This window comes from Novosphingobium beihaiense, assembly GCF_022832375.1.
In the GTDB taxonomy this organism is placed as follows: Bacteria; Pseudomonadota; Alphaproteobacteria; order Sphingomonadales; family Sphingomonadaceae; genus Novosphingobium; species Novosphingobium beihaiensis.
The window spans coordinates 12,533-32,021 of sequence record NZ_JALHLG010000052.1 but is presented as its reverse complement, the minus strand read 5'-3'; the positions used below and the strand labels follow the sequence as shown (position 1 = coordinate 32,021).

Here is a 19,489-nt window from a genome sequence, read left to right as displayed (position 1 = left end):
GAGGCCATGGCGACGGCGCCGGGCTGCACGTCCTCGTCATTGACGGCATAGCCCCGCTCGCGGGTGCGCGCGAATTCGGCCTGCGCCGCCGCGTCGGGCGTGGCGCCCAGCAGCCGGGCCTGCTCTTCCGCCGGAAGGTAGGGCAGCACCGCGCGCGCGGTGGCGCTGCCGCGCAGGGGAATGACGATCCCCACCGCGGGCACCATGCGCAGCAGGTGATGGCTTTCGGCGGCCGCCATCACCACGAAGTGATCGCCGTCGGGCACGGCCAGATAGGCCGTCTCTCCGGTCTCTCCGCGCAACCGTTCGAGCACCGGACCGGCGCGCAGGCGCAGGCTCTCGTTGCTGTGCGGCGGGCGGGCGAGGGTGAGCACGTGCGGCGACAGTTCCCACTGGCCCGCAAGGCCCGGCGCCGGGCGGATCCATCCCGCATCGGCCAGAGTCATCAGATCGCGCTGCACCGCGCTCTTGTCCGCCTCCAGCAGCCGGGCGAGCGCGCTGACGCCGACCGGTTGGGCATGGGCTACCGTCTCGAACACCGAAAGCATCCGCGCCGCGCTGCGGCTTCGCTTGACCGTCACCTGTTCCTCACGATACCGTGTTACTATACGATATAGTGTATTACTATGTAATACGAATAGCAACTGGCTTAGCGTTTTGGGAGAACGGCCATGCCCCTCACCGATGTCCGCCCGCTGCAGGAAGGGCTGCCGTTCGGCGTCCGTATCGGCGGCCTCACGCGGGAAATTCTGAAAGACAAGACGATCCGTGACGAGATCGACGCGCTCTTCATCAAACACGGCATGATCGTGTTCGAGGATGTCGAGCAGTCGGACGAAATGCAGCTTGCCCTGTCGAGCTGCTTCGGCCCGCTCAAGGAGCATCCGGTCAAGGGGCTCGCCCGCGTCGACAGCGACCGGATGCCCGGCGTGATCGAGATCCGCAGCAAGCGCGGACGCGGCATTGTCGAGGTGGACGGGCGGCAGGTCTCGCACTGGCTGCCCTGGCATTTCGACCATTGCTACAACGACGAGCTCAACCGCGCGGGCGTGCTGCGTTCGGTCGAGCGGGTGGAGGAGGGCGGCGTGACCGGCTTCCTCGACGGAATCGCGCTCTACGAGGCGTTCCCCCGGGATCTGCGCGAGCGGATCGAGGGCAAGGACGTGATCTACAAGCTCAGCACCCAGTACGAGGATCTGAAGTTCGGCCGTCCCGCGCAGTACCGCATGATCGAGCCCAAGCCGATGCCGGAGAGTTTCAGGGAGCAGGCCGCCGCGATGCCGCGCGCGATTCACCCGGCGGTCTGGACCCGGCCCACCGGCGAGAAGTGCCTCCACGTCTCGGCCTATATGGCGCAGGGCATCCTTGGCGACGAAACGCCGGAAGGCGATGCGCTGCTGGAGGCGGTGTGCCAGGAGATCAACCGGCTCGCCGAAACCTGCAGCTATCACCACACTTGGCGCCCCACCGACATGGCGATCTGGGACAACCTGCGGATGCTCCACTGCGTTTCGGGCAATGATCCGGAAGAGGAACGGCTGATGTACCGCACCACGATCAGCGGCGACTACGGCCTCGGCCGCTGGGAAACCGCCCCGCGCGAACTGGCCGCCGCAGACGCGATGGCATAGGCTTGTCCTCCCCGGTTCGGGGAGGTGGCAGCGCGCAGCGCTGGCGGAGGGGATTCGCGGCCTCACACGGCCCCTGGCGTTGTCGCGGGAATCCCCTCCACCATGCTGCGCATGGTCCCCCTCCCCCACGGGGGAGGACAAGATGGGAGAGGCTATGGCGAAGATCGATGTGAACGGGCTGACGCTCGACTACGAATTTGTGGGCGATGCGGGCGCGCCGCCTTTGGTGCTCACCCCCGGCGGGCGCTATCCGCGCGATACCGCGGGGCTTCCGGAACTGGCGGAAAAGCTGGCCGAGGGCGGCTTCCGCGTGCTGCTGTGGGATCGCCCGGGCTGCGGCGCCTCCGACATTGCGTTTACCGCCCCGTCCGAATCGGCGATGAACTGCGAGGCGTTGGTCGGTCTCGTCGAGGCGCTGGACCTCAGGGACGTGACGCTGGCGGGCGGTTCGGCGGGCTCGCGCATCGCGCTGATGGCGGCGGCGCGGATGCCGGACAACGTGCGCAAGATGGCGATCTGGTGGATCAGCGGCGGACCGGTGGGGCTGGCCGGCCTCGCCTGGTTCTATTGCGGAGACCAGATCGCGGCGGCCAGCAAGGGCGGCATGGATGCCGTCGCGCAATTGCCAAGCTGGGCGGACCAGATAAGCCGCAACCCCAAGATTCGCCAGATCCTGCTGGCGCAGGACCCGGACACCTACATCGCCACCATGCAGAAATGGGGCAAGGCTTTCGCCTATTCGGACGAATCGCCGGTGCCGGGCATGACCGAAGCGGACTTCGCGAAGATCACGATGCCGGTGCTGACGTTCCGTTCGGGCAAGAGCGACATGGCCCATACCCGCCAAACGTCCGAATGGGTCCACCGCCTGCTGCCCCATTCGACGATGGTGGAGCCGCCGTGGGGTGATCAGGAATGGAACTACGTTTCGACTTTCCCGGTCGATCCGGCCAACCGGCGCGGGCGCTTCGAGCGCTGGCCGCTGCTCGCGCCGATGCTGCTCGATTTCCTGAAGGACTGACGATGAGCATGGATACGAAACTGGCCGAACTCATCGACCGGCACGAGATCCATCAGGTCATGCTGCGCTATGCACGCGGGCTGGACCGGCTCGACAACGATCTCGTCCGCGCGTGCTACTGGGACGATGCGATCGAGGATCATGGCCACTTCGTCGGCACGCCCGATGACTTCGTGCCCTGGGCCGACGGCACCACGCTGCTATTCGAATCGACCCAGCACGCGATCCTGAATCATGTCTGCGATCTGCAGGGGGACGAGGCGTTTTGCGAGACGTACTACCACTTTTCGGGCGTGACCGCCGAGGGGCCGAACTTCATGTCGACGGGCCGTTATGTCGACCATTTCCGCAAGCGGTGTGGTGAATGGCGGATCGCCAACCGGGTGACGATCGTGGAGGGCACTTACGATGTGCCTAAAGCCTCCCGCGCGCCTTCGCCCCAGACCGCCTACACAGCAGAGGAGCCCTGTCAGGCCACGCGCGACCGCGATGACGTGAGTTATCACCGCCCGCCCGTGCCGCGCCGGCCGAAGTAAGGCAGGGGAGCAGCCGCCGTTCGTGTCGAGCCCCTCGCCAAGCTCGGGATGAACTTCGGCTTGGAAAGCCGAAGTCGAGACACGCTTGCACCGCGCCAACGTGTCTCGACTTCGCTCGACACGAACGGACCGTAGGCGAGTCTGGGAGAATCTAACTCCCGAACCCCGCATTTTCCCGGTATCCGCAGATACTTGACTGAAGGCCCTTCTGTGCCATTCTTCCCATGCTGCACCGCAATATGCGTGCGGTGCCGGAAGGAGGACTATGGCTGTTCGACTGGACGGAGTGTCACCCGGATATCGCGTATCGCCTGACTTCGTCAGGCAGATGGAAGGCTACGGCCTCACGACCGTAGAGATCCACTATTTCCTCCCCGACCACCCCAAACTCCTGCAGCTTTTCGCGTTCCAGCAATATGACGAGGCCCCCACGTTTCCCGTGCTTCGCAAATTCCTCGACTATTGGACCCGCGAGATCGAGGGGCCGCTGCATTCGGTGCGGGTTGCGCACAAGCGGCTGATCGGGCCGCAGGAATGGCGCGCGGTGGACGGGGTTATTTCGATCCACTGAGGGCGGCGCGGAACAGTCCGCGGGTGAGAGGGTTGTCCTGTCTGTATTGCAGACAGGAGCAAGCCATGCCGTTCACTATCGCCGTTATCGTCGGCAGTCTTCGTGCCGGATCGTTCAACCGCCAATTGGCCGAAGCCCTGATCCGCCTGCCTGCCGCATCGGGGCATGAATTCACTTTCGCCGATATCGGTTCGCTGCCGCTCTACAATCAGGATGACGACGCGGATCAGCCGCAGGCTGCAAAGGCCTTGAAGAGCCTCGTTTCCGCTTCGGATGGCGTTCTCTTCCTCACGCCGGAATACAACCGCTCGATGCCGGGCGTGCTCAAGAACGCGCTCGATCACGGTTCGCGGCCTTACGGAGAGAGCTGTTGGGCGGGTAAGCCCGCGGGCGTAATGGGCACTTCGCTGGGAAAGCCGGGCACGGCCATGGCGCAGCAGCACTTGCGCAATGTCCTGGCCTATCTCGACATGCCCGCGCTTTGCCAGCCGGAGGTGTTCGTGCAGTGGAGCGACGATCTGCTCACTGCCGATGGAACCGTGGGCGAGGGCTCGCACGATTTTCTCAACGGCTGGATGGAGGCTTTCCTGAATCTGGTGGAAGCGCATCCGGCGGCGAAGTGACCGGTTTTCCGGCTATCGCCTTGGCCGACCTTACGGCCCGGGCGAAAACAGGCTGCATGGCGGCGTAGCCCGCCGGGCTGGGATGAGTGCCATCGGCCAGAAGGCCCGCTTTCGGTGTGCCGTCCGGATTGGCGAGCACGGCATGGTAATCCGCCAGAACGACGGCATGGGAATTCCGGGCGATCCGCCGGATCACGGTGTTGACCCGGGCGATACCGGCCCGGGAGCCTGCCGCCGGGGGAACGGTGCCGAGTACGACGGGAAGGCCCCGGGCCTGGGCCAGAGTGATCATGGCGCGCAGGTTGTCTTCCAGTTGCCCGGGCGTCACCGGCCCCGTGGTCCCTGCCACGTCGTTGGTTCCGGCGAGGATGTGGACCACGCGCGGCTTCAGCGCCGCCGCGTCCTGTATGAAGCGCAGCAGGATCTGGCTGCTGGACTGCTTGCCAATGCCGCGATTGACCACGGCGGCGCCCTGACCGGGCCAGCCCATCGTGATCGAATCGCCGATCATTACCACCTCGGGGCGCTGGCCCGATGCCCGCAGCCGGGCGTTCTGCGCGCGGTAGAAGCACAGCGCGCCCCAGTCGTCATAATCGTTGCCGGTGACCGAACGGCCCGCCGCCGTGCAGGGCGCATCGGTCAGGCCCGATAGCGCCGCGCGCCGGTGCGTCTGCCACATGGCCAGGCCCAGATAGACGGCTGCCGCCAGCGCCAGTCCGGCCAGGACGAAGCGGAGGCGGAGAGTCACGCAATCAGCCGATGATGCCGGTGGCCTTGCCTGCGCGGGTGAACATGCCGATGATCTGCTGGACTTGCGCGGCCGAATGCTCGGCGCACAGCGAGCAGCGCAGCAGCGTCATGTTCGCGGGCGTTGCCGGCGGACGGGCGAGGTTCACGTAGAGCCCTTCGTGCAGCAGCGCTTCCCACATCGCCGCGCCGCGCTCCAGATCGGGCATGATCACCGAGATGATCGCGCTTTGCGGTTCCTCGGTGCCGATCTGGAAACCGGCATCGCGCAGGCCCTTGTGCAGCGTCTTGGAATTTTCCCAGAGGTGCGCGCGCTTCTCGCCCGCGTGCATCAGCTTGCGGATCGAGGTGCAGGCCGTCGCCACCACGCTCGGCGGCAGGCTGGCGGTGAAGACGTAGGGGCGGCAGACCAGCCGCATGATCTCGAACTTGGGGTGGTTCGACACGCAGAACCCGCCGACGGTGCCGACCGACTTGGAGAACGTGCCGATCACGAAGTCCACATCGTCGAGGCAGCCCTGCTCTTCGGCGACGCCGCGCCCGTTGGGGCCGATGAAGCCCATCGAGTGCGCCTCGTCCACCAGCACCATCGCGCCGTACTTCTTGGCGATGGCGATCATCTCTTTCAGCGGGGCGATGTCGCCCAGCATCGAATAGACGCCTTCGAGCACGACCAGCTTGCCCGCGCCTTCCGGAATGCGGCGCAGGCGCTTTTCCATCGCTTCGATATCGTTGTGCTTGAAGGGGACGACTTCGGCATCGCCCATCTTGCACCCGTCCCAGATCGAGGCGTGGCTATCGATGTCGAGGACGATGTAATCGCCCTTGCCCGCGATCGTGGAGATGATGCCCAGGTTCGCCTGGTATCCGGTGGAGAACACCATGGCATGGTCCATGCCGTAAAACTCGCACAGCGCCTGCTCGACCGCCTTGTGCCCGGCATAAGTGCCGTTGAGCACGCGGCTGCCGGTGGTGCCCGATCCGAAATCGTCGAGCGCCTGCTTGCCCGCCACGATCACGTCCGGATCGAAGGTCATGCCCATGTAGTTGTACGTGCCGAGCAGGATCGTCTCGCGCCCGTTGCAGATCGCCACGGTGGGAGAGATCACCCGCTCCATCACGAGGCCGAAGGGATCGGTCACGCCGGTGGAGAGCAGATCGCGCCGCATCTCGATCAGCGGATCGAACTTGCTGAACAGATCGGTGTGGGCCTGGGTCATGTCATCGTCGAGCATGTCGGTCATGGCCGTATCCTTCAGCCTTGCAGTTTCGTCACGGCATCGACGAGCTGGCCGTAGTTTTCGATCTCGGCCTGCTGGTTCATCGAGATGATGATGTCGAATTCATCCTCGATGGCGGCGACGAAATCCATCACCGTCAGGCTGTCGAATTCCAGATCGTCGGTGAAGCGGGTGGCATCGGTGATCGCCACGTCCTTCTTGTTGAAGGGTTCGATCAGCGCGGTGATCCGGGCCGAGGTCTCTTCGCGATCCATGGTCTTTTCAACTCCGAGTAAGTCCGGGCGGCTCTCTGGCCGGGAAATGCGGCGCAAAAGCGGCGGCAGTGTAGCATGTCAAGCGCGATACGTCAGATTCGGCATCAGATCAGCGCTTTCACGGCCTGCATGAAAGGTCCGATCGAGACTGGCTTGGCGAGGTATCCTTCGGCACCGGCCTCGCGGATGCGCTCCTCGTCGCCCTTGCCGGCATAGGCCGTGACGGCCAGCATCGGGATTGCGCGCAGCACCGGGTCTTTCTTGGCGGCTTCGATCAGGTCGAGCCCCGAGACATTGGGGAGCTGGATATCCATGATCACGAGATTGGGGACAAATTCGCGCGCCTTGTCGAGCGCGTCGAGCCCGTCCGCGACCGGCTCCACAGCGTAGCCCTGGCTCTTGAGCACGTCGCAAAAGAGCTTCCGGTTGAGGTCGTTGTCCTCGACAACGAGGATTCGCTTTGCCATTCGACGCCCGCGCACCATGTTAGGGGTGCATCTCCTCTATTCCAGGCAAGCGAGGCTGACAATTCTTCGAAAGCCGCCATCCCCATCTCCCGACCCGCAGGCCCTGGCGCTGAACGCGCTCGGCTGGGTTCTGGGCGACAGTGACCGGGCCGCCCGGTTCCTGTCGCTGACCGGCCTGACGCCGGACGACTTGCGCGCATCGCTGGGCGAATCGTCCACGCTGGGCGCCGTCCTCGATTTTCTCTGCGCGCATGAGCCGGACCTGCTCGGCGCCGCCGAAGCGCTCGGCGTGGAGCCGCAGGCGCTGGCAGGCGCGCGCGAAAGGCTGGGCGCATGACCCGGCCGCTGCTGATCACCGATTGCGATGAAGTGCTGCTCTACATGATCTCGCACTTCCGCGAATGGCTGGCCGAGGACGAAGGCGTGGCCTTCGACATGGGGCGCGGCGAATTCTACAGGTCGATGCGCCGCATCGCCACCGGCGAGCCGCTGGCGCAGGACGAGATGTGGGCGCTGCTCAACCGCTTCTTCGATACCCAGATGTACCGCCAGACGCCGGTCGAGGGGGCGGTCGATGCGATTGCCGCGATCCGTGAGCACGCCGATGTCGTGGTCCTGACCAACCTGCTCGATTTCCGGCGGGATGCGCGCCGGGCGCAACTGGCGGGGCACGGCATCGATGTGCGGGTTTTCACCAACCAGGGGCCGAAAGGCCCGGCGCTGCAGGCGATTCTCGATGAATATCAGCCCGGCCGCGCGGTGTTCATCGACGATCTTTCGCAGCATCACGGATCGGTCTTCGAGGTTGCGCCGCAGGTGCGTCGCCTGCATCTTTGCGCCGAACCGCAGATTGCGCCGCATATCCCCTGTGCCCACGAGGCCGGGCACGCCCACGCGCGTATCGACGAGTGGGAACGGGCGCTGCCCTGGCTGCTGGAAAGTCTGACTTGCGAAGAAAAGGACCTGCAAGCGAATGAGTGAGATCGAAAACCGTCTGACCGAACTCGGCCTGACCCTGCCCGAACCCGCCGCACCGGTGGCGGCTTACGTGCCGGTGGTTGTTGCGGGCGGGATGGCCCATGTGTCCGGGCAGCTGCCGTTCGTCGGGGGCAAGCTCGTGACCGGGCGGCTGGGCGAGGACGTGGCGCTGGAAGCCGGCGTCGAGGCCGCGCAGGCCTGCGCGGTGATGATCCTGGCCCAGCTCAAGGCGGCGCTCGGCTCGCTGGAGCGGGTGGAGCGAATCGTGAAGCTGGGCGCTTTCGTCAATTCCACCGGCGATTTCACCGACCAGCCCAAGGTCGCCAACGGCGCCTCCGAACTGATGGTGGCGGTTTTCGGCGAGGCTGGAAAGCATGCCCGCAGCGCTGTCGGCGTGCCGGTGCTGCCGCTGGGTGCCGCTGTCGAAGTGGACGCCGTCGTTGCTGTTCGCCCTGCTTGACCGCTGGCTTTCACCCCCGCCCGGCCTGCGCAAGGCCGGGTGGCTGGGTGAATACGGCTATGCCCATCGCGGGCTGCACGATGCCGGGGTGCCGGAAAACTCGCGCTCGGCTTTCGAACGGGCGGCGATGTCCGGCTTCGGGATCGAGCTCGACGTGCAGCGGTCGAGCGATGGGCTGCCGGTCGTCTTCCATGACGAAACGCTGGACCGGATGACGGGAGAGACCGGCGCGCTGGCGCGGCGCAGCGCCGCGCAGCTCGGCGCTGTCCGGCTGGCCGGGACCGGGCAGACTATTCCCACGCTGCGGCAGGTGCTGGCCGATGTGGCGGGCCGCGTGCCGGTGCTTATCGAGATCAAGTCTGGCCCGGACACGCGCGTCGCCGCTCTGTGCCTGGCCGTGCGCCGCGTGCTGGAAGGCTATACCGGCCTCCATGCGGTGATGAGCTTCGATCCGCGGGTGGCGCACTGGTACGCGCAGCATTCGCCGCACACCGTGCGCGGCCTTTCGATCACCGAGGGTGAGGACCGGGCGCTGCCTGGCAAAGTGCGCCGCCGTCTGGCGCTGTGGTATGCGCGCCCCGATTTCCTGGCTTACGATGTGCGCGATCTGCCGAGCGGGTTCGCCGCCGTGCAGCGCCGCCGGGGCCTGCCGGTGGTCGCCTGGACAGTGGCCAGCAACGAACACCGCGACCGGGCGGAGAGCCATGCCGATGCCGATATCTTCGAAGGCATCGTGCGCCCGGCCAAGGGCGTGGTCGAACGGGCATGAGCGAAGGCGCCTTCACCGCGAAAGTCCATGGCGCGATCGGAGAGCTTCCGTCTGCGCAGTGGGATGCCCTGACGGCGGGCCGCAATCCTTTCGTCAGCCATGCTTTTCTGGCCGCGATGGAAGAATCGGGCAGTGTCGGCGGGCGCAGCGGCTGGACCCCGGTACCGATCGTGATCGAGGGCCCCGGAGGCGGTCTGGCGGCGGCCCTGCCTGCGTATCTGAAGGAACATTCGCAGGGCGAATATGTTTTCGACCACGCCTGGGCCGATGCCTGGCACCGCGCGGGCGGGTCCTATTATCCCAAGCTGCAGATTTCCGTGCCCTTCACGCCCGCCACCGGGCCGCGCCTGCTGACGCCGCATCCCGAACTGGCGCTGCCGCTGCTGCGCGCGGCGGAGACGCTGTGCCGCGACAGCGGGCTGTCCTCCGCGCACGCCACCTTCATCGAGCCGGAACAAGTGCCGGTGTTCGAGGAGGCGGGCTGGCTGCTGCGCGAGGATATCCAGTTCCACTGGGAAAATCGCGGCTACGCCAGTTTTGATGATTTTCTCGGCGCGCTGTCCTCCCGCAAACGCAAGGATTTGCGCAAGGAGCGGGCCAAAGCGCAGGAAGGCGTGGAGATCCGCGCCTTGCGCGGCGATGAGATCATGGCCGTGCACTGGGACGCGTTCTGGGATTTCTATCAGGACACCGGCGCCCGCAAATGGGGCAGGCCCTATCTGACGCGCGAAGCCTTCACCCTGCTGGGCGAGACCATGGCGGACAGCATCCTGCTGGTCCTGGCGTTCATGGACGGCGATCCGGTGGCCGGCGCGCTCAACTTCATCGGCGCCGATGCGCTGTACGGGCGCTATTGGGGCGCGCGCATAGACAAGCCGTTCCTGCACTTCGAACTGTGCTACTATCAGGCGATCGACGCGGCGATCGCACTGGGCCTGCCGCGTGTGGAAGCAGGCGCGCAGGGCGGTCACAAGCTGGCCAGAGGCTATGAGCCGGTGCGCACGGTATCAGCGCACTACATCGTTCACGAAGGGCTGCGCGCGGCGGTCGCCGATTATCTGGAACAGGAACGGGCAGGTATTGCCCGGGACCAGATCTGGCTTGGCGAACGTTCGCCCTTCCGCAAGCCGTAAGGTTAACGTCAGGCAGCCTTGAGGCCGGAAACGCGATTCGCGGCGGCAAGCCACTGGCGCGCGCGGCGCTGGGCTTCGGCGATCTCGCGGGCGGTCATATCCTCTGCCACTTCGGCGCGGCACTGGGCTGCTTCCTCATGGCCGGAGACGGCCGCGAGATTGAACCACTTGTGCGCTTCGACCAGATCGCAGCTTGCCCCATGGCTGCCGGTCGAAAAGGCGACGCCAAGGTCGAAATAGGCGGAAAAGTCACCTTCTGCGGCAGCAGCCAGGCATTCCGCGACGAGCATGTCTTCGCCATTGAAGTCGGCGGCCATCGCCGGTTCGGCATGTTGAAATTGTGTGTTCCAGGCAGTTTTCATGTTCCATTACCCCCGTCTGTTTCAGTACCCCTTTCTTCGGACCGCATATTTGGTCTTCCGATGCCGCCACGTTGGGGCGCAGCCTGTCAAGAAATGGTTAATGGCAAATAGGAAAGTTGCCGAAGCCTGATCCGGAATGTGCCGCGGCGGGATGGTATTCGGGATTTTTGTGGACGCACCGCCATATGTGCTTGTGCCCGGAAATATGCCGAACTATAGGCCCCCAAACCTCGGATCGTTTTACGGTTACCGGAAAAAGTCCGGGACTGCAGGGCGTTGGCGATCCGCGAGACACGTGCGGAGTTTCTCTGGATGGCAACGGCCCTTACTGACGATATCGATGTCCTCGCCAAGGCCAAGCGGGCCATTGGCGGTTCTTACATTCCCGCTGCTGACGAGCCTTATATGAGCGAGGCGCAGCAGGACTATTTCCGGAAATTGCTTCACGCCTGGAAGCGTTCGATTCTCGACGCGGCCGCCGGTACGCTGCAGCAGTTGCAGGACGGGCCCATTCGCGAGCCCGATCTCAACGACCGCGCGTCGAGCGAGACCGACTGGGGCATCGAACTGCGCACGCGCGACCGCCAGCGCAAGCTGATCGCCAAGATCGATTCCGCCCTGCGCCGGATCGAGGAAGGCGAATACGGCTATTGCGAGGTGACGGGCGAACCGATCGGCCTTGGCCGCCTGGAAGCGCGCCCGATCGCGACGATGACGGTCGAGGCGCAGGAAGCCCATGAGCGCCGCGAGAAGATTTCGCGCGACGATTGACCGGTGGCTGTGCCGCGGGCGAATCGGTATTGCGGGAAGGGGCGCATTAAGCGTTTGTTTGCCACTTGCCGGTAAGCGGCTTGTTTAGCACAATAGCCCTTGCGCCGTGCGCTGCGCCCGGTATCCGGCCAGCGCGGGGCGGCACAGCGCGATGTGCGGGTTCGAATGCCGGACGGAGTTCATGAACGAAGGTGACAATCGTCAGGTCGCGCGTGACAGCCTGTTTCTCATGGCTGACTTGCGCGTGGGCGGTCTTGACGGTGAATACCGGATCAAGGTCCGCAACCTGTCTGCCGGGGGCATGATGGGCGAAGGCGCGGTGCGCGTGGTGCGCGGCGCCATGGTCGAAGTGAACATCCGCAATGTCGGCTGGGTTGAAGGTTCGGTGGCCTGGGTTCAGGAGAACCGTTTCGGCGTTGCCTTCAGCACCGATATCGATCCCAAGCTGGCCCGCGCGCCGGTCAGCGCGGCCGAAGACACGGCGCCGCGCTTCGTGCGCAATCACGAGGCCCACTTCGCACCGGGCGAGAACATCCGCAAAATCTGACGCGTTCCTTGCGAAAATTTGTCTCGTGCGCATTTGCTGCGTTGCCGGAATGGGCTAACCGGGGCTTCATGCAGGCCAAGAGCACAGCGATGAAGGTTCTGGCCGTCCTGGCCGCATTTCCTCTCGTCTCGTGCAGCGGTGTCGATACGTCCGCGCTCGACGTGGCCGTGATCGGCGCGCCGGACGATCCGTTCCAGAGCGGCATCAGACTGACCACGGCAGCGCAGCTTGTGCGCGGGGCCACGGTCGAAGGACTGGTCGCCTTCGATGCGGAAGGGCGGGTGATCCCGGCTCTGGCGGACCGCTGGATCGTGACCGACGATGGCCAGAGCTACATTTTCCGCCTGCGCGACGGCAACTGGGCGAATGGCGACGAGATCACTGCCGATTCGGCCCGGCGGGCGCTGAACGCCGCGCTCAAGTCGCTTGGCAGCACGCCGCTGGCGCTCGATCTGTCGGGGATTGACGAAATCCGGACGATGGCAAGCCGGGTCATCGAAATCCGGCTGAACCGGCCGATGCCCTTTCTGCTGCAGCTCCTGGCCCAGCCGGAACTCGGCCTCTATCACGGCAAGCGCGGCGCCGGGCCGATGACGCTGGCGCGCGAGAACGGGACGGCGCGCCTGACCCCGGTCGATCCGGCCGACCTCGGCCTGCCGTCGATCGAGAACTGGGATACCCGCACGCGCCAGATCGTGCTGCATTCGGTAGCCGGGCCCGAAGCGGTCGAGCAATTCAACGAAGGCGAGGCCGATCTCGTGCTGGGCGGCCGGATCGAGGATTTCATGCTGACCCGCTCGGTCGGTATCCTGCGCGGCACGATCCAGATCGATCCGGTTGTCGGCCTGTTCGGGCTGCAGGTGATGAATGCCCGCGGCTTTCTGGCTGAACCGGCCAATCGCGAGGCCTTGGCGATGGCGGTCGACCGCGAAGCCCTGATCAAGCCGTTCGGCGTCGGCGGCTGGTCGCCCACCACGCGGATCGTCACGCCCAGCCTGGAAGGCGATCTGGGCACGATCGGAGAGCGCTGGGCCGGGCAGTCGCTCGACGAGCGGCGGCAGGTCGCGGCGGCGCGGGTGCGGGGCTGGGCGTCCGGTACGGGCGAAGCGGCGGCAGGAGACGCCCCCGCAGGCGGCGCGGCGCCCGAACCGCCTGCCGTCACGCTGCAACTGTGGCTGCCCGATGGCGATGGCTCGCAGGTCCTGTTCGAAAAGCTGGCCGAGGATTTCGCCACGATTGGCGTCGGGCTGGGCCGCACGCAGGACATGCAGGCGGCGGATCTCGTGCTGGTGGACGATGTGGCCCGCTATCCGCGTGCGGCATGGTTCCTCAACCGCCTGTCCTGCGCGTCGCGGCGGGGGCTTTGCTCGCAAGAGGCGGACACGCGCGTCGCCGAAGCCGAAGAGGCTGCCACGCCCGAGGATCGCGCTGCGCTGCTCACCGAGGCCGAGGCGGAGCTGACCTCCGCCAATGTCTTCATCCCCTTCGGAACGCCGATCCGCTGGTCGCTGGTGCGCGGCAGCGTGAACGGGTTCTCGCCCAATGCCTGGGGCTGGCACCCCTTGATGCCGCTGGCCTGGCTGCCCAAATAAGTTTCGGCGGCGAACGCCGGTTGAACGAAGGAAACCCATTGGCAGCAGGCCGCAATTCCACCCGCCGTATGGACTACGAACTACCGCTCGGCACCGATCCGGTCTCGATCCGGCGGCGTATCGAGGCGATGGAGCACGTGCTGGAGCGCGCCTTCACCGTTCCCGGCACCCGCCAGCAGTTCGGTCTCGATGCACTGGTCGGGCTGGTGCCTGTCGTGGGGGATGCGATCGCGGCGGCTATGGGGCTCTACCTCGTGTGGGAAGCGCGCAACCTCGGCATGTCGAAGTGGCAACTCGCGCGCATGACCGCCAATGTCGGCTTCGATACGCTGGTCGGTGCAGTGCCGGTGGCGGGCGACCTGTTCGATTTCCTCTACCGCTCGAACAGCCGCAATCTGAAGATCATCCGCAAGCATCTCGACAAGCACCATCCGCACACGCGGGTGATCGACGCCTGACCTATTTGCCCGGAATGAACGGGCGTGGCGGATCAGGCCGGGCTGGGCGGACAAATTTTATCGAAGGCATTCATGGCCGCTTTTCAGGATTTCTGTCTGTAAGCGGACGTTCCGGATACGCCGACATTTCGGACATTGGCAATGCTTCACACGCTTGATTTCGCGACTAAGGGTGTGGATCAGGTGTTAAACGTTTCACGAGATTTTCTTAGATGCACACGGCTATTGTCGTTTTCGCCACGATGCTGGTTATAGCCGCAATCGCAACCTTCAATGCGAGAAGACAACCTAGCGCACCGAACCGAATAACGCCTGGAAAAGTGTCTGCTGCGATCGTGGTAGTCGCTGGCGTCTGCATGGCTCTGCTGGGATTTATTGGGATCGCCGTCTTGTTCATGCATGCGGAGCAAGATGGCTTCGGCGTATGGATCGGACTCTTGGTTACCGGCGCTTTGCTCGTCGGCTTTATGGCGCCGTCACTTACCCACGCTCATGACGTCACTTGGGAATCAGACTACGTAGAGGGGCCAGCGCACATGTTTGGCCTGACATTGGGCTGGAAGCGGCATCGCGTCGATTGGCGTGACATAGTCAAGACTGGCAAAACATTGACAGGATACGATTACTTGGAAACTCATGACGGGCGAAGAATCTATTGGAGCTACCTGTATCCGGGTTTCGGTAGATTCGAACATGCACTGCGGTCACGTTCCAATTTTCGCTAAAAAGTGGAATCTTACGTCCGCTTCCCCCGGCTTCCCTGCCGTACCGCACCCTTTCGGCGCTTCCCAATAGCAGCCGGTCGGCTCGCCCGCTTTACGGGCTCGCAATGGCGCAGGATTTCAGCTTATAGAAACGGCATCATGAAACGCTGCTGTCTTCTTGCAGGCCTGCTGGCGCTCGCCGCGTGCGGCAAGGCCGATAACGATCCGGGCCCTGGCGGCGTGACCGTGGGCGAAGCGCGTGCGCTGGACGAGGCCGCCGCCATGCTCGATGCGCGCCGTCCGCCGCCCGAAGCGCTCGAACCCTCGATGGCGCAGCCCACGGACGCGGCGAGCGAAGCCGCGCGGTAGCGTTCAGTCGAAGCGGACTTTGCCGCGCCCGGCCTTGACCGAGCCGCGCAGCTTCTTGCCTTTCAGCCGCTGTTCCTTGCCGACCCGGTTGAGGCGGCTCTTGGCGCGCTTCTGCGGCAGCTTGTGGGCTTCCTCCAGCAGTTCGGCCAGCCGCTCGCGGGCATCGGCACGATTGGCCTCCTGGGTGCGGAACTTGCGCGCGGTGAGCACCAGTTCGCCGTGCGAGGTCATGCGGCTGCCCGCCAGTTCCTTCACCCGCGCGAAGACCGGCGGGGAGAGGCGCAGGGCATAGATGTTGAGCCGCAGCTGCACCGCGGTCGCCACTTTGTTGACGTTCTGCCCGCCGGGCCCGGCCGAGGCGATGAAGCTCTCGCTCGCCAGCGTCTGAGCCCGGCCGATGGTCTCTTCAACCGGCGTCATGATCCGCAAATCCGAGCGCGGTGAAATCGGCGGGCATCGGGCTCACGGCCACGATCGGGGGCTTCTCGCCGCGCGGCACGGTGAGCCCGGCGGCGTGGAGCATCGTGCGGCCCGCGCCCTTTCCCGAACCGTAGACCGGATCGCCCAGCAGGGGCACGCCGAGGCCGGAGGCGGCGTGGACGCGGATCTGGTGGGTGCGGCCGGTCTCGGGGCGGAATTCGACGAGTGTGAGGCCATCGCGGCTATCGAGCTTGCGCCAGTGGGTGACGGCGGGCTTGCCCTTGCGAGCAGGGATCATCCGCCAGCCGTCTTTCGCGGTACTGACTTTGGAGAGCGAAAGCGCGATCGTGCCTTCCTCTTCGGCCACCTCGCCCGCGACAATGCCGATATAGCGCTTCTCCGCCAGCCGCTGCTCGAAGGCGGCGGAGAAGCGTTTCAGCGCCTTGGGATTGCGCGCCAGCAGCAGGCAGCCCGAAGTGTCCCGGTCGAGCCGGTGGACCGGGCTGGGTGCGCGCTGGAAGCCGAGCTTCAGATCGTCGAGGTGGTCTTCCAGACAGGGGCCGCCCGCGCGCGGACGGTCGAGCGGCAGGCCGCCGGGCTTGTCGATGACCAGCGCTTCGCCGTCTTCGAAGAGGATGTCGAGTTCCATGAATCTACTTTCGTGCGTGCCGGGCTTGTCGCAGCACGATAGGGCCGGACTTGCGTGCTTCGACAAGCTCAGCACGAGCGGGGAAGGGGCGGTGGGGTATCACGTTACGGCCCTGGCAATGCGGCGGCAGGCTTCTTCCAGTTTGGCCTCGTCCGCCGCGAAGCTGATGCGGAAGCCGTCGCGGCCGCCGAAGGCGGAAGCGGGAACGATGGCGACGCCATGCTCCAGCAGGTGCAACGCCAGCGCCTGATCGTCGCCGAAGCGGGCCATCAGCGGCGCGGCATCGACCATGCAGTAGAACGCGCCATCGGGCACCGGGGTGGAGAGGCCGGGCACCGCGTTGATGGCGGAGACCACCAGATCGCGCCGCGCGCGGAAGCGCTCGCACCAGTCCGCCAGAAAATCCTGCGGCCCTTCGAAAGCGGCGACGGCGGCGGCCTGACTGATCGAGCAGGGATTGCCCGAGGAATGCGACTGCAGCCGTTCCATCGCCTTGATCAGCCATTCCGGCCCGGCGGCAACGCCGATGCGAAAACCGGTCATCGCGTGGCTCTTGGAGACGCCCGAGACGGTGAGGATGCGGTCCGAGAGATCCGGGCACAAGTTCGCCAGCGTTGCGTGGCGCGCGCCGGTGTAATTGATCGGCGCGTAGATATCGTCCGACAGCACCATGACTTGCGGATAGCGGCGCAGCACGTCGCCGATCCCGCGCAGCGTGTCCGCCGGATAGCAGGCGCCGGTGGGATTGCCGGGGCTGTTGAGCAGCAGCCACTGCGTGCGCGGGCCGATCTGCGCTTCCAGATCGGCGGGGCTGAAACGGAAATTGTCTTTCGCGTGGGTGTGCAGCGGCACCACTTTGCCCCCGGCGAAGCGCACGATCTCGGGATAGCTCACCCACCAGGGCGCGGGCACGATCACTTCCTCGCCCTCGCTGACGGTGGCGAGCATGGCGTGGAAGATCGCCTGCTTGCCGCCCGCGCTTACCGTCACTTGCGAGACGGGTACCTCGATGCCGAGATCGCGCGCGAAGTGCAGCGCGGCGGCCTGTTTCAACCGCGAAGTGCCGCCGACGGGCGTGTATTTCGTATCGCCCGCATCGAGCGCGGCCTTCGCGGCCGCCAAGACATGCGGCGGGGTCGCGAAATCGGGCTCGCCCACCGAGAGCGAGATGATGTCCCGCCCTTCTTCGCGAAGCTGGGTGGCGCGGTCGGTCATCGCCGTCGTTTGCGACGGGGCGATGCGCGAAAGGGCGTTGGAGATATGCATCAGGTGAGCAACCGGGCCGGGATCAGGCCGCGCAGGGCATTGCCGATCAGGAAGCCGCCCGCCAGATCGTCCAGCGTCAGTTCCGCTTCCACGGCGCGGCCTTCCTCGATCAGCGCGCGGCGCAGCACGCCGGGCAGCAGCCCGAGCCGCGCGGGCGGGGTGAGCAGCTTGCCGTCACGCTCGACGAACAGGTTGGTGAACGTGCCTTCGGTGACGAGCCCGTCGTCGCGCAGGAACAGCGCCTCGTGCGCGCCCGCGGCTTTCGCGGCGGCAAGGCCGGTTTCGTAAAAGCTGCGGTCGCTGGTCTTGTGCGTCAGCCGCCAGTCGCCGGGATCGACCGGGATGCGCATCACGCCCACGACGGCGGGATCGGGCAGGCTTTCCGGCATCGCCGCCAGTTCCAGCGCATAGGCGCCGCTGCGCGCGGAGACGAGGCGCAGCTTCGCGGGGCTGTCCGCATCGAAGCACAGCGCCTGAATCGCATTGCGCACGGCGTGCCGGTCGAACGTGAAGCCGAGCGCGGCGGCGCTGGCCTTGATCCGCTCCAGATGAAGTTCGAGCAACGGAATGCCCTCTTCGGGCGTGAAACGCATCGTTTCGATAAGATCGAAGCTTGCGGGCGAGGCGGGCTCTCCCGGTTGCCGCGCATCCGACTCTCGCACGAAACCCCCTTTGATCAGGCATTCCCGCCATTCGGGAAGCGCCTCTGAATCCGAAACAATCGCCGATCCCACCCCCAGGACCGCACGGCCGCCGCCGCTATCGTGTCCCCCGTTTTTGGCTGACGACAGGCGCAAAGTCCGGATTGCCACATTAAACGCAGCATCGCCAGAGGGTTCGATATGGCCGATCGATCCGCAATAGACGCCGCGCGGCCCATGTTCGGTTTCGGCGATCAGTTCCATCGCCCGGATCTTGGGCGCGCCGGTGATCGATCCGCAGGGAAACAGCGCGCGCAGCAGGTCCACCGCGCCTTTGCCGCCCTGCAAGGTGGCGTGCACGGGCGAGACCATCTGGTGCACCGTGGGATAGCTTTCGATGTGGAACGGGTTTTCGACCGTGACCGATCCCGCCTCGGCCACGCGCGACAGGTCGTTGCGCATGAGATCGAGGATCATCAGGTTTTCGGCCCGGTCCTTGGGGCTGGCCTGCAAGTCCGCGCGCAGGCGGGCGTCTTCCTGGGCATCGCGTCCGCGCGGGCGAGTGCCTTTCATCGGCTTGACCCGCACCGTGCCGCCGCGCAGCGAAAAGAACAGTTCGGGCGAGAAGCTCAGGTGCCAGTGGCTGCCGTCATGGATCACGCCGCCATAGCCGGCCGCCGCGCTCGGCCGGATCGCGCCGTAGAGCGCCAGCGGATCGCCGCGCCAGGGGCCTGCCAGCGGGAACGTCAGATTGGCCTGATAGATATCCCCCGCCTCGATCGCGGCGCGCAGGGCATCGAAGGCGCGGGTATAGGCGCCGATGTCCACTTGCGGTTCGAGCGGGCCGATTTCCGGCGTGGCCGGGCCCGCTTCGGCGCTGAGCCAGCGCGGCATATCGGTGGCAGCGATCCGTTCGCATTCCCGAAAGGCGCCGAACCATAGGAGCGGCCCGGCCGCGCCGGTCCGGGCAGGCAGCAGTCCGGCCAGCCGGGGTTCCAGCGCCAGCCCGGCTTCGTAGGCGAGATACCCGGCAAGGTGATATCCCTCGCGCGCGAGCGCTTCGATCCGCGCCAGCGCGGGCAGCACGTCCTCGCCGCGCCGCGCGACGACGGTTTCCACCGGATGGCGGAACAGCCGGGCATCGGCAGCGCCCTCTGTGCGGGCATCATCAAGGAGGACGAAAGGGTCTGTCATAAGGATTGAAATCAGCCCTCTAGCGATGCCGCGCCCCTCTGGCAAAAACACTCTCGCGCTGGCGGGGCGCCCGCTCTATCACCTT

The 19,489-nt window shown here is 65.6% G+C and carries 26 protein-coding genes; 16 read left to right on the top strand and 10 right to left on the bottom strand.

Features of this window, described 5'->3' with window-relative positions:
• The coding region (locus tag MTR66_RS19125; RefSeq protein WP_243923930.1) for an IclR family transcriptional regulator at positions 1-581 on the bottom strand (581 nt) is incomplete at its 3' end.
• Positions 582-671: 90 nt separating this feature from the next.
• On the opposite strand from MTR66_RS19125, the gene MTR66_RS19120 reads away from it, so the two are divergent.
• The 5 genes from MTR66_RS19120 to MTR66_RS19100 all read left to right on the top strand — a co-directional run bounded on the left by MTR66_RS19120 (position 672) and on the right by MTR66_RS19100 (position 4,382).
• A complete protein-coding gene (locus tag MTR66_RS19120; protein ID WP_243923929.1) occupies positions 672-1,631 on the top strand; it encodes a TauD/TfdA dioxygenase family protein in 960 nt (319 codons plus the stop codon).
• A 154-nt stretch (positions 1,632-1,785) separates the two neighbouring features.
• Positions 1,786-2,652, top strand: coding sequence for an alpha/beta fold hydrolase (locus MTR66_RS19115; RefSeq protein WP_243923928.1), 867 nt, complete (start codon positions 1,786-1,788; stop codon positions 2,650-2,652).
• Positions 2,653-2,654: 2 nt separating this feature from the next.
• The gene (locus MTR66_RS19110) at positions 2,655-3,188 is read left to right on the top strand and encodes a nuclear transport factor 2 family protein (RefSeq protein WP_243923927.1); all 534 of its coding nucleotides are present in this window, start codon (positions 2,655-2,657) and stop codon (positions 3,186-3,188) included.
• Positions 3,189-3,453: 265 nt separating this feature from the next.
• Positions 3,454-3,759, top strand: coding sequence for an usg protein (locus tag MTR66_RS19105; RefSeq protein WP_243923926.1), 306 nt, complete (start codon positions 3,454-3,456; stop codon positions 3,757-3,759).
• A gap of 65 nt (positions 3,760-3,824) precedes the next feature.
• Positions 3,825-4,382, top strand: coding sequence for an NADPH-dependent FMN reductase (locus MTR66_RS19100; RefSeq protein ID WP_243923924.1), 558 nt, complete (start codon positions 3,825-3,827; stop codon positions 4,380-4,382).
• Here the strand turns inward: MTR66_RS19100 and MTR66_RS19095 are convergent.
• From MTR66_RS19095 to MTR66_RS19080, 4 genes are all read right to left on the bottom strand, one after another.
• Positions 4,324-5,130 carry a GDSL-type esterase/lipase family protein gene (locus MTR66_RS19095; RefSeq protein WP_243923922.1) on the bottom strand — a complete coding sequence of 269 codons (807 nt, stop codon included), beginning with the start codon at positions 5,128-5,130 and terminating at the stop codon, positions 4,324-4,326. The two genes, MTR66_RS19100 and MTR66_RS19095, sit on opposite strands and share 59 nt — an antisense overlap.
• Positions 5,131-5,134: 4 nt before the next feature.
• A complete protein-coding gene (gene spt / locus MTR66_RS19090; protein WP_243923920.1) occupies positions 5,135-6,373 on the bottom strand; it encodes a serine palmitoyltransferase in 1,239 nt (412 codons plus the stop codon).
• An 11-nt stretch (positions 6,374-6,384) separates the two neighbouring features.
• The gene (locus tag MTR66_RS19085) at positions 6,385-6,624 is read right to left on the bottom strand and encodes an acyl carrier protein (protein WP_243923919.1); all 240 of its coding nucleotides are present in this window, start codon (positions 6,622-6,624) and stop codon (positions 6,385-6,387) included.
• A gap of 104 nt (positions 6,625-6,728) precedes the next feature.
• Positions 6,729-7,091 carry a response regulator gene (locus MTR66_RS19080; RefSeq protein WP_243923917.1) on the bottom strand — a complete coding sequence of 121 codons (363 nt, stop codon included), beginning with the start codon at positions 7,089-7,091 and terminating at the stop codon, positions 6,729-6,731.
• A gap of 25 nt (positions 7,092-7,116) precedes the next feature.
• Here MTR66_RS19080 and MTR66_RS19075 point away from each other — a divergent pair, with 25 nt between their 5' ends.
• From MTR66_RS19075 to MTR66_RS19055, 5 genes are read left to right on the top strand one after another with little or no spacing between them, the layout of a single operon-like run.
• The gene (locus MTR66_RS19075; RefSeq protein WP_243923915.1) at positions 7,117-7,428 is read left to right on the top strand and encodes a DUF3572 domain-containing protein; all 312 of its coding nucleotides are present in this window, start codon (positions 7,117-7,119) and stop codon (positions 7,426-7,428) included.
• A complete protein-coding gene (locus MTR66_RS19070; protein ID WP_243923913.1) occupies positions 7,425-8,072 on the top strand; it encodes an HAD family hydrolase in 648 nt (215 codons plus the stop codon). The genes MTR66_RS19075 and MTR66_RS19070 overlap by 4 nt, the downstream gene beginning before the upstream one ends.
• Positions 8,065-8,529, top strand: coding sequence for a RidA family protein (locus MTR66_RS19065; RefSeq protein ID WP_243923911.1), 465 nt, complete (start codon positions 8,065-8,067; stop codon positions 8,527-8,529). Before MTR66_RS19070 ends, MTR66_RS19065 begins: the two co-directional genes overlap by 8 nt.
• The gene (locus MTR66_RS19060; protein ID WP_243923934.1) at positions 8,510-9,298 is read left to right on the top strand and encodes a glycerophosphodiester phosphodiesterase family protein; all 789 of its coding nucleotides are present in this window, start codon (positions 8,510-8,512) and stop codon (positions 9,296-9,298) included. The genes MTR66_RS19065 and MTR66_RS19060 overlap by 20 nt, the downstream gene beginning before the upstream one ends.
• Positions 9,295-10,431: a GNAT family N-acetyltransferase gene (locus MTR66_RS19055; protein WP_243923908.1), complete on the top strand. Its 1,137-nt coding sequence runs from the start codon at positions 9,295-9,297 to the stop codon at positions 10,429-10,431. Before MTR66_RS19060 ends, MTR66_RS19055 begins: the two co-directional genes overlap by 4 nt.
• An 8-nt stretch (positions 10,432-10,439) precedes the next feature.
• On the opposite strand, the gene MTR66_RS19050 is transcribed toward MTR66_RS19055, so the two are convergent.
• The gene (locus MTR66_RS19050; protein WP_243923906.1) at positions 10,440-10,748 is read right to left on the bottom strand and encodes a hypothetical protein; all 309 of its coding nucleotides are present in this window, start codon (positions 10,746-10,748) and stop codon (positions 10,440-10,442) included.
• 357 nt (positions 10,749-11,105) lie between these two features.
• On the opposite strand from MTR66_RS19050, the gene dksA reads away from it, so the two are divergent.
• The 6 genes from dksA (at position 11,106) to MTR66_RS19020 (ending at position 15,234) form a co-directional block, all read left to right on the top strand.
• Positions 11,106-11,564, top strand: coding sequence for an RNA polymerase-binding protein DksA (gene dksA, locus MTR66_RS19045; RefSeq protein ID WP_243923904.1), 459 nt, complete (start codon positions 11,106-11,108; stop codon positions 11,562-11,564).
• A gap of 181 nt (positions 11,565-11,745) precedes the next feature.
• On the top strand, positions 11,746-12,111 hold the full coding sequence (locus tag MTR66_RS19040) for a PilZ domain-containing protein (protein ID WP_243923902.1): 366 nt from the start codon (positions 11,746-11,748) through the stop codon (positions 12,109-12,111).
• Between the two features lie 68 nt (positions 12,112-12,179).
• The gene (locus MTR66_RS19035) at positions 12,180-13,703 is read left to right on the top strand and encodes an ABC transporter substrate-binding protein (RefSeq protein ID WP_243923898.1); all 1,524 of its coding nucleotides are present in this window, start codon (positions 12,180-12,182) and stop codon (positions 13,701-13,703) included.
• 68 nt (positions 13,704-13,771) lie between these two features.
• Entirely contained in the window at positions 13,772-14,161 is a 390-nt protein-coding gene (locus tag MTR66_RS19030; RefSeq protein WP_243923931.1) for a DUF4112 domain-containing protein, read from the top strand.
• 356 nt (positions 14,162-14,517) lie between these two features.
• Complete coding sequence (locus tag MTR66_RS19025; protein WP_243923896.1) at positions 14,518-14,886, top strand: hypothetical protein; 369 nt, start codon at positions 14,518-14,520, stop codon at positions 14,884-14,886.
• 138 nt (positions 14,887-15,024) lie between these two features.
• Complete coding sequence (locus MTR66_RS19020; protein ID WP_243923894.1) at positions 15,025-15,234, top strand: hypothetical protein; 210 nt, start codon at positions 15,025-15,027, stop codon at positions 15,232-15,234.
• 3 nt (positions 15,235-15,237) lie between these two features.
• On the opposite strand, the gene arfB is transcribed toward MTR66_RS19020, so the two are convergent.
• The 4 genes from arfB to pabB form a co-directional block, all read right to left on the bottom strand.
• On the bottom strand, positions 15,238-15,654 hold the full coding sequence (arfB, locus tag MTR66_RS19015) for an alternative ribosome rescue aminoacyl-tRNA hydrolase ArfB (RefSeq protein ID WP_243923892.1): 417 nt from the start codon (positions 15,652-15,654) through the stop codon (positions 15,238-15,240).
• The gene (locus tag MTR66_RS19010; protein ID WP_243923890.1) at positions 15,641-16,303 is read right to left on the bottom strand and encodes an RluA family pseudouridine synthase; all 663 of its coding nucleotides are present in this window, start codon (positions 16,301-16,303) and stop codon (positions 15,641-15,643) included. The genes arfB and MTR66_RS19010 overlap by 14 nt, the downstream gene beginning before the upstream one ends.
• A gap of 99 nt (positions 16,304-16,402) precedes the next feature.
• Positions 16,403-17,569, bottom strand: coding sequence for a pyridoxal phosphate-dependent aminotransferase (locus MTR66_RS19005; RefSeq protein WP_243923888.1), 1,167 nt, complete (start codon positions 17,567-17,569; stop codon positions 16,403-16,405).
• On the bottom strand, positions 17,569-19,404 hold the full coding sequence (gene pabB, locus MTR66_RS19000) for an aminodeoxychorismate synthase component I (protein WP_243923886.1): 1,836 nt from the start codon (positions 19,402-19,404) through the stop codon (positions 17,569-17,571). Before pabB ends, MTR66_RS19005 begins: the two co-directional genes overlap by 1 nt.
• Positions 19,405-19,489 lie beyond the last annotated feature (85 nt).

Coding starts and splice junctions, on each gene's coding strand:
- MTR66_RS19120 (WP_243923929.1), top strand. CDS start 672: ATGCCCCTCACCGATGTCCGCCCGCTGCAGGAAGGGCTGCCGTTCGGC.
- MTR66_RS19115 (WP_243923928.1), top strand. CDS start 1,786: ATGGCGAAGATCGATGTGAACGGGCTGACGCTCGACTACGAATTTGTG.
- MTR66_RS19110 (WP_243923927.1), top strand. CDS start 2,655: ATGAGCATGGATACGAAACTGGCCGAACTCATCGACCGGCACGAGATC.
- MTR66_RS19105 (WP_243923926.1), top strand. CDS start 3,454: ATGGCTGTTCGACTGGACGGAGTGTCACCCGGATATCGCGTATCGCCT.
- MTR66_RS19100 (WP_243923924.1), top strand. CDS start 3,825: ATGCCGTTCACTATCGCCGTTATCGTCGGCAGTCTTCGTGCCGGATCG.
- spt (WP_243923920.1), bottom strand. CDS start 6,373: ATGACCGACATGCTCGACGATGACATGACCCAGGCCCACACCGATCTG.
- MTR66_RS19085 (WP_243923919.1), bottom strand. CDS start 6,624: ATGGATCGCGAAGAGACCTCGGCCCGGATCACCGCGCTGATCGAACCC.
- MTR66_RS19080 (WP_243923917.1), bottom strand. CDS start 7,091: ATGGCAAAGCGAATCCTCGTTGTCGAGGACAACGACCTCAACCGGAAG.
- MTR66_RS19070 (WP_243923913.1), top strand. CDS start 7,425: ATGACCCGGCCGCTGCTGATCACCGATTGCGATGAAGTGCTGCTCTAC.
- MTR66_RS19065 (WP_243923911.1), top strand. CDS start 8,065: ATGAGTGAGATCGAAAACCGTCTGACCGAACTCGGCCTGACCCTGCCC.
- MTR66_RS19055 (WP_243923908.1), top strand. CDS start 9,295: ATGAGCGAAGGCGCCTTCACCGCGAAAGTCCATGGCGCGATCGGAGAG.
- MTR66_RS19050 (WP_243923906.1), bottom strand. CDS start 10,748: ATGGCCGCCGACTTCAATGGCGAAGACATGCTCGTCGCGGAATGCCTG.
- dksA (WP_243923904.1), top strand. CDS start 11,106: ATGGCAACGGCCCTTACTGACGATATCGATGTCCTCGCCAAGGCCAAG.
- MTR66_RS19040 (WP_243923902.1), top strand. CDS start 11,746: ATGAACGAAGGTGACAATCGTCAGGTCGCGCGTGACAGCCTGTTTCTC.
- MTR66_RS19035 (WP_243923898.1), top strand. CDS start 12,180: ATGCAGGCCAAGAGCACAGCGATGAAGGTTCTGGCCGTCCTGGCCGCA.
- MTR66_RS19030 (WP_243923931.1), top strand. CDS start 13,772: ATGGACTACGAACTACCGCTCGGCACCGATCCGGTCTCGATCCGGCGG.
- MTR66_RS19025 (WP_243923896.1), top strand. CDS start 14,518: ATGGCTCTGCTGGGATTTATTGGGATCGCCGTCTTGTTCATGCATGCG.
- MTR66_RS19020 (WP_243923894.1), top strand. CDS start 15,025: ATGAAACGCTGCTGTCTTCTTGCAGGCCTGCTGGCGCTCGCCGCGTGC.
- arfB (WP_243923892.1), bottom strand. CDS start 15,654: ATGACGCCGGTTGAAGAGACCATCGGCCGGGCTCAGACGCTGGCGAGC.
- MTR66_RS19010 (WP_243923890.1), bottom strand. CDS start 16,303: ATGGAACTCGACATCCTCTTCGAAGACGGCGAAGCGCTGGTCATCGAC.
- MTR66_RS19005 (WP_243923888.1), bottom strand. CDS start 17,569: ATGCATATCTCCAACGCCCTTTCGCGCATCGCCCCGTCGCAAACGACG.
- pabB (WP_243923886.1), bottom strand. CDS start 19,404: ATGACAGACCCTTTCGTCCTCCTTGATGATGCCCGCACAGAGGGCGCT.